The sequence below is a fragment of the Variovorax atrisoli 110B genome (genome assembly GCF_000382045.1).
Lineage (GTDB): Bacteria > Pseudomonadota > Gammaproteobacteria > Burkholderiales > Burkholderiaceae_C > Variovorax > Variovorax atrisoli.
The window spans coordinates 946,555-959,801 of the sequence record NZ_KB907450.1 but is presented as its reverse complement, the minus strand read 5'-3'; the positions used below and the strand labels follow the sequence as shown (position 1 = coordinate 959,801).

Below are 13,247 nucleotides of genomic sequence, written 5' to 3'. Positions count from 1 at the left end.
TTCCTGTTCGGATGGTTGGTTGATCGAGATCGGTCGGCAGGTGGCTCCGGCGCATCGACAGATGCGGTGCCACCGGCTCGCGACGATTCTCGAAACGCAACCTGAAGGAGTGCTTGGCGCTTGCTGAAGCGCTGATGAAGGGCGCGTGCCATGGGCGATGATCAAGGCATGTCAGATCAGCTTCTTCTTCCCGGTATCGAGCCTCCGCCCAAACCCCTGCCACGCCCGCGCAGCAAGGTGCGTCGCAGCAAGGCGGCACCCGGGCACTCTCTCTTTTTCGCAATTCTTCCGGCCCCGCAGGAGGCCGCCTCGATCGCCGAGCTCGGCGAACGCATGAACTCGCAGCACGCACTCAAGGGAACACTGGTGGCGGCGCACCGTCTGCACGTCACGCTCTTCGACCTGGGCGACTACGAGGAGGTGCCGGCCGACAAGGTCGTGCTGGCCTCGAAGGCCGCCGCATCCGTGCCGCCGCCTGCCTTCGACATCGTCTTCGAGAAGGCGATGAGCTTCGCCAAGGGTGCGCTCGCGCTGTGCGCCGACGACGAGGACGGCGTCCGCTCGCTCAAGGCCTTCCGCCAGCGCCTGGGCGAGGCGCTGGCCGACGCGGGCCTGAAGCCTGCGCGCTCCTTCACGCCGCACATGACGCTGGCCTATGCGCGGCGCAAGCTCGAAAGGCATGCGATCGAAGCGCCGGTGCGATGGTCGGCTGGCTCGCTGGTGCTGATCGACAGCCACGTGGGCGAGGGCGTGCACGAGGTGCTGGGCCGATGGCCCGAGGTGGCCTGAAATGGGCCCCGGCATTCTGTTCTGCCTCGCATAGGCTCCTTCTGTATCTGTTTCGCCGTGCAGGCGCTGAGGACAATGGCACTCCCTTTCACGGAACAGACATGACAGCAGAAATGACCCGCGACCAGATCGCCGACCAGATCGCCGCCGAGATCGGCCACAGCTTCGACGGCGAGATCATTGCCGGCGGCCACTACGTGCCGCTGGTGCGCGACGGCCGCACCATCCATCTCAGCGGCCAGGTGCCGCGCGTGGGCACCACGGTGGTGGTCACGGGCCGCGTCGGCGATGCGGTGTCGCTGGACAAAGCCCGCGAGGGCGCGCAGATCTGCGCACTGCGCAGCCTCGCGCTGCTGCGGCGCGCGCTAGGCTCGCTCGATGCGGTGGAAAAGGTGCTGCGCGTCGGCGTGTTCGTGCAGTGCACCGCCGACTTCACGCAGCAGAGCGAAGTGGCCGATGCCGCCTCCGACCTGCTGCACCGCGTGTTCGGCGAGGCCGGCGTGCACGTGCGCACGGCGGTCGGTGTCTACGCGCTGCCGAAGAACGCGACGGTCGAGGTGGAGATGACCGTCGCTGCCAAGCAGAACATCGGCTAGCCGGCGGGAAGGCTATCGCGGTGCGAGGGCCAGGACATCGCGCGCCAGCTGCGCGATCGTCAGCGGCGCGCAGCCCTCGGCGTTGTTGCTCACGGTGACGAACGCGTTCTGGCCCGCACGGGTGGTGCCCGCGATCACCTTGGCGAGCGCAGCGCGGGTTTCCGGATCGGGGTCGACGATCTTGTCGAAGGGGCCGTAGAGCTTTTCCGCGTCTTCGTACCCGAAGCGGCCGTGCCGGCGGTGCAGGTTCCAGCGGCACACCAGCGGGCCGGGCCACATGGCGCGCAGCATCGGCAGCTGGTCTTCGATGGGCGGCATCTTGGCGTGCAGGCCCATGCAGAAGGTCGCGCGCACGCTGCGCAGCATGTCGGCGAAGGCGGGGTTCAGCAGCTGAGGGTCGCGCACCTCGACGGCGATCACCGCGTCGGGCGCGGTCGATGTGATGTCGGGCAGCGATTCGAGCATCGCCGCGATGCGCGCCAGCAGCGCGGGCTGGTCGGCCAGGAGGTGCCCGGGTATCGGGCTCAGCTGGAATACCAGCACGCCGATGCGATGGCCCAGGCCTTCGAGCGCGGGCAGCACGAAGTCCTGCCGTGCGATCTCGCTGCTGAGGAACACCGGGTTGGCCTGCATGCCGCGCCCGCTTTCGTCGCGCACCGTGGCATCGGTGACCAGGCTGGGCGCCTTCACCATGAAGCGGAAGTCGTCCGGCACCATGGCGGCGTAGCGCGCGTATTGGCTGGCGGTGAGGGCGCGGTAGAAGTTGCGGTCCACGCTCACGGTGCGAAACAGCGGGTGCTTCGCCAGCGCGGAGAGGCCGTTCTTGGAAAGCACGGTCTCGGCGTATTCGCCGTCCCACACCAGGTTGGCCCAGCCGGGGTAGCTCCACGACGAGGTGCCCAGGCGCAGGTTGGGAGGCAGCGCGGCGGCCAGCTCGACCAGTTCCGGATCGGCCGGCGCGGGCTCGACCGTCGCGGTGCGCGGCGGCTTCTTCTTCGCGGCGGCTGCTTCGGCGGGCGGCGGTGGCGCGGCCGAAGGCGCTTCTTCGGGGCGCGGGAGGTCTGGAAAGAGGGAGTCCTGTACGTCGGCCATGGCTGGTGCCGCATTTTCGGCCAAGAGGAAAGCCGCCTGGCCGCGCCGGGCACAATCCGCGCCATGAAACAGTGGTTGCGTACGCAAGGCGGATGGTGGCTGGCCTGGCTGGCGCTCACCGCCGTGGGCGCCGTATGGATCGCGCGTGCCGAACTTGCGCAGATGCAGCAGGACTTCGAGACCGACGTGCGCATCGCGCACCGCCTCATGAGCCAGCAGATGGTGCAGTACGACGCCGTGCTGGCCACGCTAGCGCTGCTGGAGCCCAGCACGGGCGCGGACCATCCCGAGCAGCGCCTGCCTTCCGTCTACTCCTCGATCCTGCGCGTGCAGCGGCGCGACCGCGACCAGCCCTGGCCCGACAGCGCGCGCGCCGGCGCACTGGAAGCTGCCGAGGCGCGCTCGCGCAGCCTCCAGCGCGCCGAGCTGGCCACGCTCGACCTGGCCCATGGCCGCTACACGCTGGTCATCGGCGCCACGCCTTTCAGCTACGCGCTCGACATCGACCTGGCCGGCTCCGTGCCCTGGCGCGACTGGCCGATGAATCCGCAGCGCAGCCCCGTGCGGCTGAGCCTGCAGCGCGACGGCCAGCAACTGGTGCTGCAGCCCGGCGTGATCTCGCCGAGCACGAACGGATGGCGCTTCGGCCTGACCAAGGCGCTCGCGTCTCCGAGCCAGCCTTTCGATCTGGTTGCCGAGAGGCAGGTGGTTTGGGGCGAGCTGCCCTGGCGCGGCATCGCCGGCTGGGCCGCCGCGATGGCGCTGCTGCTCGCAGGCCTGTGGACCGCCCAGCGCCAGCGCGTGGCGCGCCGCCGGGCCGAGGAACTGCTGCGGCTCGGGCAGGTCGCGCGGCTCAATGCGCTTGGCGAGCTTTCCGCAGGCCTTGCGCACGAACTCAACCAGCCGCTCACGGCAGTGCTGGCCAACACCCAGGCCGCCCGCCGGCTGCTCGACGACGATCCGCCCGATCTGGACACGGCACGCGACGCGATGGGGCGCGCGGCAGAGCAGGCGCGCAGCGCGGCAGGCGTGGTGGGCCGGCTGCGCCGAGTGATCGAACGTCCGGGCGCCGGCAGCGAGACGAAGCCGCTGGTGCTGCAGGATGTGGTGCGCAGCGCCATGCACCTGCTGGCGCCCGAGTTCGCGAAGCGCGGCGTCGCCGCACAGTTCGATGCATCGGCACAGGCGCCGGTGCGCGTGCAGGCCGAGGACGTGGCGCTCGAGCAGATCGTGCACAACCTGCTGATGAACGCGCTGCAGGCACTCGACCTGGTGCCGGCGGCCGAGCGGCGGCTGGTGTTGTCCGTCGATCGCAAGGGACAGGAAGGCGTCCTGACCGTGACCGACAACGGCCGCGGCATCGCCCCCGAGGCGCTGCCGCGTCTCTTCGAACCCTTCTTCAGCACGCGCGAGGGCGGGCTTGGCCTCGGCCTGAGCCTCAGCGAGACGCTGGCCAGCGGCATGGGCGGCAGCCTGAGCGCCGCCAATGCCTCGCCGCGCGGCGCGTGCTTCACCTTGCTGCTGCCGCTGGCCGATCCGCCATCGTCGCCGTAGTCGTCTTCCTCGCCGTGAACACTACAAGCATCCATCCGCCGCAATCCCCGCTCATCCACCTGATCGACGACGACCAGGCGGTGCGCGACGGCCTCTCGCTGCTGATCGGCACGGTCGGCCTGCGCGTGCAGGCGTGGGCCGACCCGCAGGCCTTCATCGACGGCTTCGACCGCGCCAGCGTCGGCGCCATCGTGCTGGACGTGCGCATGCCCGGCATCAGCGGGCTCACCGTGCTCGACCGGCTGGTGGCGCAGGGCGTCGACCAGCCGGTGATCATGCTGACGGGCCACGGCACCGTCGAGATGTGCCGCCGCGCCTTCAAGGCCGGCGCGGCGGAGTTCCTCGAGAAGCCGGTGGACGACGAGCAACTGCTCGAGGCGCTGCAGCAGGCGGTGCGCCAGCATGTGCGCTCGCGCGAGCGCTCGCAGGCCGACAACGCCGCGCGCGAGCGTGTGGCGCAGCTGTCGGAGCGCGAGCGCGAGGTGCTGGCCTTCATCGTGCAGGGGCTCACCAACAAGGAGATCGCGCGCACGCTCGCGCTGTCGCCGCGCACGGTCGAGACGCACCGTGCCAACCTGTTCGCCAAGCTCGACTGCGATTCGCTCGCGCAGCTGATCCGGCGCTATGCGGTGCTGGTGGACGGGGAGGGCGCTCCGTAGAACTACGGAGCGCCGGGCGTAGCCGTACGAATGGCAAGCGCGGACAGCGTTTTCTACAGTGGCACAGCCGTCGGCAAGGGCCGGCGCAACAACCCGAATCCACTGGAGATAACGAACAATGCAATCCATCTTCCGCCTCGGCGGCGTCGCCGTCCTGCTCGCAGCCTCCGTCGCCCAGGTGCAGGCCCAGGCCCAGGCGCCCGCGCCGGCCGTGCGCACCGAGAAGAACATCTCGCTCGCCCTGGCCAACCAGATCGCCGCCGAAGCCGTGGCCGCCTGCGCCGCCAACGGCTACAACGTGGCCGCCACCGTGGTCGACCGCGCCGGCACCGTGCGTGCCGTGCAGCGCGCCGACAACGCCGGCCCGCACACATTGGCATCGAGCGAGCGCAAGGCGTGGACCTCGGCTTCGGCCAAGAGCCCCACGCAGGCCATGATGGAAGGCGCGCAGAAGAACCCTGGCGCCGCCAACCTGGTGTACCTGCCGGGCTTCCTGCTGCTGGGCGGCGGCGTGCCGGTCAAATCGGGCAATGAGGTGATCGGCGCGGTCGGTGTGGGCGGCGCGCCCGGCGGCCACCTCGACGAGCAGTGCGCCAACGCAGCGCTCGAGAAGGTCAAGGGCCAGCTCTGATGACCGCGCGCGGTATCTGGCCGGGCCTGCTGGCGGTTGCGCTCGGGCTGGGCGTGCCGGCCGGTGCGCCTGCCCAGGTGCCGCCGCTGGCTGCCGAGGTGCTGGCTTTCGAGGGGCTGCACCAGGCCGCCTGGCACGGCGACCTGCAGAAGCTGAAGTCGCTGATCGCCTCGGGTGCGAACCTCGATGCGCGCGATTCGCGCGGGCGCACGCTGCTGCACGTCGCCACCTTCGCCCGGCAGCGCGAGGCGATCAGGCTGCTGGCCAAGGCCGGCGCCGACCTTGACCTGCTGGAGGACGACCGCTACGACGCCGTCACCATCGCCGCCGTGGCCGACGATGCGGCCACGCTCTCGGTGCTGCTCTCGCTTGGCGCCAAGGCCGGGCAGACCACGAGCCGCTACGACGGCACCGCCCTCATTGCAGCCGCGCACCTCGGCCACGACGAGGTGGTGCGCAGGCTCATCGCCGCGGGCGCCCCGCTGGACCACGTCAACAACCTGCACTGGACGGCGGTGATCGAATCCATCGTGCTCGGTGACGGCGGCCCGCGCCACCAGCGCACGCTGGCCGCATTGGTCGAGGCAGGCGCCGACCTCAAGCTCACCGACCGCCAGGGCAACACGCCGCTGCAGCTGGCGGAGGCGCGCGGCTACACCGCGATGGCCAAGCTGCTGGAGACACCGCGCGCAAAGTAGGCAGCTCGGGGAGAATGGGGCCTCGCCACGAGGCGCCAGGAGGAAATCGCCCCATGTACATGCCCCCGCAGTTCAATGCGAAGGACCCGGCCATCGCGCTGGAGTTGATGCGTTCGCATCCCTTTGCGAGCCTGATCTCGAACGACGACGACGGCCTGCCGTACGTCACGCACCTGCCGCTGGTCGCCGAGCAGCGAGCGGGCGACGAGCTGGTGCTGTGGGGCCATTGCGCCAAGCCCAATCCGCACTGGCGTTACCTGCAGGCCAGGCCTCGGGCGGTGGCCACCTTCCTCGGGCCGCACTCCTATCTCTCTCCTTCCGTCTACCCCGATCTCGCGCGCGTGCCGACCTGGAACTACCTGGCGGTTCACTGCACCGTCGAGGCGCGGCTGATCGAGGAGCCCGCCGAAAAGGATGTGCTGCTCAAGAAGCTCATCCATGACCACGAGCCCGCCTACGCGCAGCAATGGCGCGACCTCGGCGAGGAGTTCCAGCTCAAGATGCTTGCCGGCATCGTGGGCTTCGAGCTGCGGGTGACGGCGCTGCAAGGCAAGATCAAGCTCAATCAGCATCGCCGCGAATCGCATGCCGCGATGCATGCCGTCTACAGCGCGGGCACGCCCGACGAGCAGGCGCTGGCGGCATGGATGGGGCGCCTGGGCATGACGGCCGGGGCGCCGGTCGCGGAGGGCGGCTGAGGTGCGGGGACTCGGTCTGATCGGACTCGTGCTCGTGCTGGCGATCGTCGGGCTGGTCGCGAAGAAGCAGCTGAGCAGTGTGGCCTCTTCCGCGCGGCCGGCGGTGCCCGGCGTCGAGGCGCCCGCTGTCGGCGGCGCGGCTGCGAACCCGCAGCAGGTGCAGCAACAGGTCAAGGAAGCGCTGGACGCCGCCGTCAAGACGCGCCAGATGCCGGATGACAACTGAGGCGATCCACTCCCAGGAGATGCACGACGACGCGCACTGGATGGCGCTCGCGCTCGCCGAGGCGCGCCTTGCGGCCGAAGCCGGCGAAGTGCCGGTGGGCGCGGTGCTCGTGCAGGACGGCCGGCTGATCGCGACAGGGCGCAACACGCCGGTCGCGCAGCACGACCCCAGCGCGCATGCCGAGATCAATGCACTGCGCGCAGGAGCCCTGGCGCTGGGCAACTACCGGCTCGACGGCTGCGAGCTGTTCGTGACGCTCGAGCCCTGCGCGATGTGTTCGGGAGCGATGCTGCATTCGCGGCTTGCCCGCGTGGTTTACGGCGCAGCCGATCCGAAGACCGGTGCTGCCGGCTCGGTGCTCGATCTTTTCGCAGAGCCTCGTCTGAACCACCGCACGCTGGTGCAGGGTGGGGTGCTGGCCCAGGAGTGCGCCGAGGTGCTGCAGGCTTTCTTCCAGCAGCGGCGCAGCGCCGCGCGCGCACAGGCCGAGCCCTTGCGCGACGACGCGCTGCGCACGCCGCCCGCACGCTTCGATGCGCTCGCCGGCTACGACTTCGCACCGCACTACGTGCAGGACCTGCCGAGCCTTCAGGGCTGGCGCATGCACTATGTCGACGAAGGCGCCGGTGACGATCCGGCTTGCTGCCTCTGCCTGCATGGTCCGGGCGAATGGGGCTATCTCTTCAGGCACCTGGTGGGCGCGACGGGCCTGCGCACGCTGGTGCCCGACCTGATCGGCTTCGGCAAGAGCGACAAGCCCAAGCGCGAGGCAGCGCATCGCCTGGAGTGGCATCGCGACGTGCTGCTCGAATGGCTGGACCGCGTGCGGCCCGATGCGTCGGCGCTGGCGCTCGTCCACAGCCGGGCGGCCTCCGGACTCGCCGCGCTCCTGCAGGCGGCAGCGCCCGGTCGGTTCGCGGTGGTGCTCGTCGCGCCCGACGGGCATGAGCGCGCCGATGATGCATGGCGCGCGCCCTTTCCCGACAGGGGGTTCGAGGCAGCGCTGCGCGCGCTCGGCCCTGTCTCCAAGGCCTCGGGGCCGACGCCGGAGCAGGCGGCGGCGCTCGCGCTGCAGCTGAGAAACGCAATGGGATACTCGAACGCGTGACCAAACACATCTACATCTACTCTCCCTCCAGCGCGGTCCGCGACAAGGCCGCTTTCCGGCGCGGCGTGAAGCGGCTCAAGGCTCTGGGCCATGAAGTCGAGGTCGACGATGCGGCACTCTCGGTGCACCAGCGCTTCGCGGGCGACGACGCCACGCGGCTCGCGGCGATCTCGCGCGCGGCTGCCAGCGGCGCCGACGTGGCGCTCATCGCGCGCGGCGGCTACGGCCTCACGCGCATCCTCGACGCCATTCCCTACAAGGCCCTGGCCAAGGCGATCGAGAAGGGCACCGAGTTCGTCGGCTGCAGCGACTTCACCGCGCTGCAGAACGCGCTGCTGACGAAGACCGGCGCGGTGACCTGGTCGGGTCCTGCGGTCGGAGAAGACTTCGGCGCCGAGGCCGGCCCCGACGACATCATGGAGGCCTGCTTCGACGACCTGATCACGGGGCAGGGCGAAGGCACCGGATGGCGCATGCCGGCGCGAGACGTCGACCTCGAGTTCAAGCCCGTGCAGGATGCGGTCCTGTGGGGCGGCAACCTCTGCGTGCTCACCAGCCTGCTCGGCACGCCGTACTTCCCGGCGGTGGACAAGGGCGTGCTCTTCATCGAGGACGTCAACGAGCACCCTTACCGCATCGAACGCATGCTCGATCAACTGAAGATGGCCGGCGTGCTCGCGCGCCAGCGTGCCGTCGTGTTCGGGCAATTCACGGGCATCCGCAAGGTGCCGGGTTACGACCGCGGGTTCGGACTGAACACGGTGATCGACCGGCTGCGCGCGTCGCTGAAGGTGCCGGTGCTGGCTGGCCTGCCATTCGGGCACGTTCAAACAAAAGTTTTATTGCCGGTGGGGGCGAAGGTGTCGATGGCCGCAGAGGGGCGTGATATTTTTCTCGTTTGGGGCCACAGGGACGCACATGGCCATGACGATCACCATGGACATGACCATGATCACCCCCACTGATTGAGACACAAAGGGAATAAAACGTTAAAAATAAAAACGGCCCCGAGGGGCCGTTTCAGATTCAATTGTTTTTGGTGAAGCGCTGATGCGTTCGCGGCCCCATCGAGCCAGGCAGTCCGCCCTTGAACATGCTATTGATCGCTTTCATCTGGCGGCGCGCGGCGGTTTCACCGTCGATGGCGCTCAGCGCGATCATGACGTCCTGCCGCAGGTACCACAGCGCCTCGACGTCGGCGGCAAACCGCACGCGCTGGCTCACCCGCTGGACCGAGTGACCGCCATGGCCCTGGAGCGCCGAAAGCATCGCGGTACGGATGCGCCCCAGCTGGCTCTCCGTCGCTCGGTGCGATCCGGAGCCGGGTACGTTCAGCAAACGAAGAAGACGGCGAAAGAACATGGGACGGGCGTTGTGGCGCCGAAAGCGGGAACGGACGCTACCTTAAGCCTGAGTTAACCATTCCACAAGATGTGAAACGATGTTTCTTGTTTGCAAACAACACGCTTTACTTATCGTTTTCGCTGGCCGTTGAATTTTGTTTTCCAAAGTACTACAAATTGAGCGTGACTCCTTTTATGCCCGTCTCGCTGCCACCGACACTTGCTGAATACTGAAGCCATCGATCCATTTCGTGCGTATAGGAACGGATGGAGATGGAATGTCCGCAAAGGTGGCGGGACCGGGGTGCGAGGGGCCCGGGCATTTACAACGATCGACAGAAATCGAGAATCAAAACGGTATGGGTGTCAATTCCACAGTCGTGTTCGCTGATTTGACGGGAAGCACGAGGGTCTTCGAGGCGATGGGCAACGCGCGCGCCACGGAAACCGTGACCCGTCTGACGCAGTGGATCGGCGGCGTGTGCCAGGCGCATGGCGGCCGCGTGGTGAAGTCGCTCGGCGACGGCGTCTTCGCGATCTTCTCCAGCGGGGCGGCGGCCACGCATGCCGTCATCGAGCTGCAGCGCTATCACCAGAAGCGGCTGCTCGCATGGCCGGCACCCCTGCGCATGGCGCTGCAGATCGGGGTGGCCAGCGGCGAGGTGGTGGAGGTGGAGGGCGACTGCTATGGCGATGCCGTGAACCTCGCCTCGCGATTGAGCGACCTCGCGGGGCCCGGCCAGATCTGGGTGACGGCCGCCGTGATTTCACAGCTGCGCGAAGGCTCCGTGCAGCATCGCGACCTGGGCCTGATCAACATCCGCGGGCGCAGCGAGATGTCGGTGGTGCACCGCATCGACTGGCAGGAGGACGTGACGTCCTTCCTCACCGTGCCGGCCGCGCTCGCGCCTCTGCGGATGCCCGATTCCTCCTTCGGCCAGATCGAGCTCGCGTGGCTCGACGTGCGCTCCATGTTCCGCACCGAGGAGCTCCCGATCCATTTGGGCCGCGTCGACGACGCGCAGTTCGTGGTGAAGGACCCGCGCGTCTCGCGGCTTCACGCCCGCATCGAGTTGCGGCACGGCAGCTGCGTTCTGATCGACGTCAGCACCTACGGCACCTGGGTGCGCTTCCACGGCAACGACGGGCCCAGCACCGAGATAGCGCTGCGGCGCGAGGAGTGCGTGCTGCATGGCCGGGGCGAGATCGGCCTGGGCGCGCCCCTGAGCGATTTCAGCGCGCCGACCATCGCCTTCAACACGAGCAGCGGCGACGTGCTGCTGTCGCGCCGCGAAATCGCACGCTGAGCGTCGACCTGCGCTGCAGCGTCACTGCCCGCGGTGCCGACATTTGGCTAGGATGCCTGGCCGAGACCGGGTGCACCGCGCGCACGTATCGGGCGTTGCGTATCCATTCGGGCGTGTCCGCCCCTCAGGCCTGGAGCCACTGTGAACCTCAAATCGCAATCTTCTGTTTTCAAGCTGGCGGCCATCGGTGCCGTCGCCTTCGGTGCGCTGCTGGCGGCGGGAGCCGCCGATGCGCGCGGAAGCTGGTCGGTGCAGATCGGCACCCCCGGCTACGTGGTCGGCGGCTATCCGGCGCCGTACTACGCTCCGCCGCCGGTGTACCCCTATCCGGCGCCGATCTATTACGAACCGCCCCCGCCGGTGTACTACCGGCCACCGCCTCCTGTGTACTACCGCCCCGCACCGGTCTACACGCCGCCTCCAGGACGCATCTACTACGGGCCCGGCTATCCCTACCGCCCGCCGAACGGCTGGGACGACGAGCGCGACTGAAGCGCCTCCTGCTGAATCCTTTCTGAAGCGCTGGCATGCCCTCTGGCATGCCAATTTTGTTTCAAGGAGTGACTAAAAAGTCACATTGCTACACATTTTTGTGGCGACCTGACCGCTCCTGGACACCTGTCCTGCCGTTTTTGCGCAGGGCATGCCGCTTGCCTTTGATCGCTCCGACAGGCGCCGATGCGCCACAGGAGCGAGGATCATGTTGGAACAGCTGGAGGCCGGGCCCGCAACACCGGCCGACGAGGTGGTGTACGTCGCGCAGACGGCAAACGCCCGGGAAGACGCAGCGGCGCCTCACGGCTCCCGCCCACTGAAGGCAGCGGCTGCGTTCTCGATCGCATCGGCGCTGGCCGCCTGCGGCGGCGGGGGTGGAGGAGGGGGCGGCGGGGCCGGCGGCTTCGGCTTTCCCATCGGCGGCGGTGGCGTCGCACCCGGCTCCAACCCGGCCACCCCCACGCCCGATACCGGCCCCTATCACTACACCCAGGCCCAGTCCGACGCGGAGGCCGCGCGCTTCCTGCTCCAGGCCCAGTTCTCCGCTTCCGAGGACGAGATCGCCGCCGTGCGCGCCAAGGGCTACCTGCCGTGGCTCAGCGAACAGCTCGCCGCGCCGCGCCAGCCGTCGGCCTGGGAGTGGGTCAACAGCAAGACGTATGGCAAGGTAGAAACCGATGCCATGATCTGGCGCCAGCTCATGACGGCGGCGGATCCGGTGCGCAAGCGCATGGCGCTGGCGCTCAGCGAGATCTTCGTGGTCTCGGGCACCGAGATCGGATCGAGCTGGCCCACGGCCATGATGGCCCAGTACTGGGACATGCTCGCCAACGGCGTCACCGCCAACTTCCGCCAGCTGCTGGAAGACGTGACGCTGAATCCCGCGATGGGCTTCTATCTCAACACCCGCGGCAACAGGAAGGAAGACGCTTCCGGCCGCCAGCCTGACGAGAACTACGCGCGCGAGGTCATGCAGCTCATGACCATCGGCCTCTACCAGCTCGAAGCAGACGGCACCGTGAAGACCGGCGCCGATGGCCAGCCGATCGAGACCTACGTGCAGAACGACGTGACCAACCTCGCGCGCGTGTTCACCGGCTACGACCTCGACATCCGCTCGTCCGAGCGCAACGGCTTCACTCCTCCGGGGGCCAGCTACACCATCGAGACCAACGCGTGGACCACGCGTCCCATGGCCTTCACGGCCGCCAACCACTCGATGCTGGAGGCTCGCTTCCTGGGCGCGACCGTGCCCGCAGGAACGGCCGGCCCGGCGGCGCTGAAGATCGCGCTCGACACGCTCTTCAACCATCCGAACGTCGGGCCCTTCATCGGCCGGCAGCTGATCCAGCGGCTGGTCACCAGCAACCCGAGCCCAGCCTATGTGAAGCGCGTGGCCGACATCTTCGCGAACAACGGCGCGGGCGTGCGCGGCGACATGAAGAGCGTGTTCGCCGCCGTTCTGATCGACGACGAGGCGCGCGGCCCCGCTGGCCTTTCCGATCCGAACTTCGGCCACCTGCGCGAGCCCATGCTGCGGTTCGTGCAATGGGGCCGCACCTTCGGCATCGGCTCGGCATCGGACAACTGGAACATCGGCAATACCTTCGATCCGAGCTCGAGCCTGGGCCAGTGCCCGCTGCGCTCGCCCTCGGTCTTCAACTTCTTCCGGCCGGGCTACGTGCCGCCCTCGACCGCGATCGCCAGCAACAAGATGGTCGCGCCCGAGTTCCAGCTGGTCAACGAGACCAGCGTGGGCGGCTATCTCAACTTCCTGCAAGGCAAGCTGCAGAACGGCTTCGACAACAAGGACGTGATCGCCACCTATACGGCCGAGAAGGCGCTGGTGAACGATCCCGCCGCGCTGGTGCGCCGGCTCAACCTGCTGCTCACCGGCAACCAGCTCTCGGCCGCCACGGTCGCGCTGATCACCGACGCGCTGAGCAAGGCGCCGCTGGCGAACCCCACCACCGACGCCCGCAGGCTAGACCTCATCTGCGCCGGCGTGCTGCTGGTGATGGGCTCGCCCGAATACCTCGTGCAGAAATGAA

15 protein-coding genes are annotated in these 13,247 nt (G+C 68.4%); 13 read left to right on the top strand and 2 right to left on the bottom strand.

Annotation, left to right across the window (positions count from 1 at the left end):
* Positions 1-333: 333 nt before the first annotated feature.
* A complete protein-coding gene (locus G369_RS0104490; RefSeq protein WP_240649836.1) occupies positions 334-789 on the top strand; it encodes a 2'-5' RNA ligase family protein in 456 nt (151 codons plus the stop codon).
* A 101-nt stretch (positions 790-890) separates the two neighbouring features.
* Positions 891-1,385: a RidA family protein gene (locus tag G369_RS0104485; protein WP_019652783.1), complete on the top strand. Its 495-nt coding sequence runs from the start codon at positions 891-893 to the stop codon at positions 1,383-1,385.
* Between the two features lie 12 nt (positions 1,386-1,397).
* Here G369_RS0104485 and G369_RS0104480 read toward each other — a convergent pair whose 3' ends face one another.
* Positions 1,398-2,477 (bottom strand): DUF72 domain-containing protein, encoded by a 1,080-nt coding sequence (locus G369_RS0104480; protein ID WP_019652782.1) that lies wholly within the window; start codon positions 2,475-2,477, stop codon positions 1,398-1,400.
* Between the two features lie 63 nt (positions 2,478-2,540).
* Here G369_RS0104480 and G369_RS0104475 point away from each other — a divergent pair, with 63 nt between their 5' ends.
* The 8 genes from G369_RS0104475 to G369_RS0104440 all read left to right on the top strand — a co-directional run bounded on the left by G369_RS0104475 (position 2,541) and on the right by G369_RS0104440 (position 9,016).
* The gene (locus tag G369_RS0104475) at positions 2,541-4,031 is read left to right on the top strand and encodes a sensor histidine kinase (protein WP_019652781.1); all 1,491 of its coding nucleotides are present in this window, start codon (positions 2,541-2,543) and stop codon (positions 4,029-4,031) included.
* A gap of 14 nt (positions 4,032-4,045) precedes the next feature.
* The gene (locus tag G369_RS0104470) at positions 4,046-4,690 is read left to right on the top strand and encodes a response regulator transcription factor (RefSeq protein ID WP_019652780.1); all 645 of its coding nucleotides are present in this window, start codon (positions 4,046-4,048) and stop codon (positions 4,688-4,690) included.
* Between the two features lie 118 nt (positions 4,691-4,808).
* On the top strand, positions 4,809-5,321 hold the full coding sequence (locus tag G369_RS0104465) for a GlcG/HbpS family heme-binding protein (RefSeq protein WP_019652779.1): 513 nt from the start codon (positions 4,809-4,811) through the stop codon (positions 5,319-5,321).
* Positions 5,321-6,019, top strand: coding sequence for an ankyrin repeat domain-containing protein (locus G369_RS0104460; protein ID WP_019652778.1), 699 nt, complete (start codon positions 5,321-5,323; stop codon positions 6,017-6,019). Before G369_RS0104465 ends, G369_RS0104460 begins: the two co-directional genes overlap by 1 nt.
* Positions 6,020-6,072: 53 nt before the next feature.
* Complete coding sequence (locus G369_RS0104455) at positions 6,073-6,717, top strand: FMN-binding negative transcriptional regulator (protein ID WP_019652777.1); 645 nt, start codon at positions 6,073-6,075, stop codon at positions 6,715-6,717.
* A 1-nt stretch (position 6,718) separates the two neighbouring features.
* Complete coding sequence (locus G369_RS0104450) at positions 6,719-6,943, top strand: hypothetical protein (protein WP_019652776.1); 225 nt, start codon at positions 6,719-6,721, stop codon at positions 6,941-6,943.
* A complete protein-coding gene (tadA, locus tag G369_RS0104445; protein WP_051127530.1) occupies positions 6,933-8,051 on the top strand; it encodes a tRNA adenosine(34) deaminase TadA in 1,119 nt (372 codons plus the stop codon). Before G369_RS0104450 ends, tadA begins: the two co-directional genes overlap by 11 nt.
* Positions 8,048-9,016 carry an LD-carboxypeptidase gene (locus G369_RS0104440; RefSeq protein ID WP_019652774.1) on the top strand — a complete coding sequence of 323 codons (969 nt, stop codon included), beginning with the start codon at positions 8,048-8,050 and terminating at the stop codon, positions 9,014-9,016. The genes tadA and G369_RS0104440 overlap by 4 nt, the downstream gene beginning before the upstream one ends.
* A 61-nt stretch (positions 9,017-9,077) precedes the next feature.
* Here G369_RS0104440 and G369_RS0104435 read toward each other — a convergent pair whose 3' ends face one another.
* Positions 9,078-9,413 carry a hypothetical protein gene (locus G369_RS0104435; protein ID WP_019652773.1) on the bottom strand — a complete coding sequence of 112 codons (336 nt, stop codon included), beginning with the start codon at positions 9,411-9,413 and terminating at the stop codon, positions 9,078-9,080.
* A 340-nt stretch (positions 9,414-9,753) separates the two neighbouring features.
* Here G369_RS0104435 and G369_RS0104430 point away from each other — a divergent pair, with 340 nt between their 5' ends.
* From G369_RS0104430 to G369_RS0104420, 3 genes are all read left to right on the top strand, one after another.
* Complete coding sequence (locus G369_RS0104430) at positions 9,754-10,701, top strand: adenylate/guanylate cyclase domain-containing protein (protein WP_019652772.1); 948 nt, start codon at positions 9,754-9,756, stop codon at positions 10,699-10,701.
* Between the two features lie 141 nt (positions 10,702-10,842).
* On the top strand, positions 10,843-11,193 hold the full coding sequence (locus G369_RS0104425) for a hypothetical protein (protein WP_019652771.1): 351 nt from the start codon (positions 10,843-10,845) through the stop codon (positions 11,191-11,193).
* 208 nt (positions 11,194-11,401) lie between these two features.
* Positions 11,402-13,246: a DUF1800 domain-containing protein gene (locus G369_RS0104420; protein WP_019652770.1), complete on the top strand. Its 1,845-nt coding sequence runs from the start codon at positions 11,402-11,404 to the stop codon at positions 13,244-13,246.
* The last annotated feature ends 1 nt before the right edge of the window (position 13,247 follow it).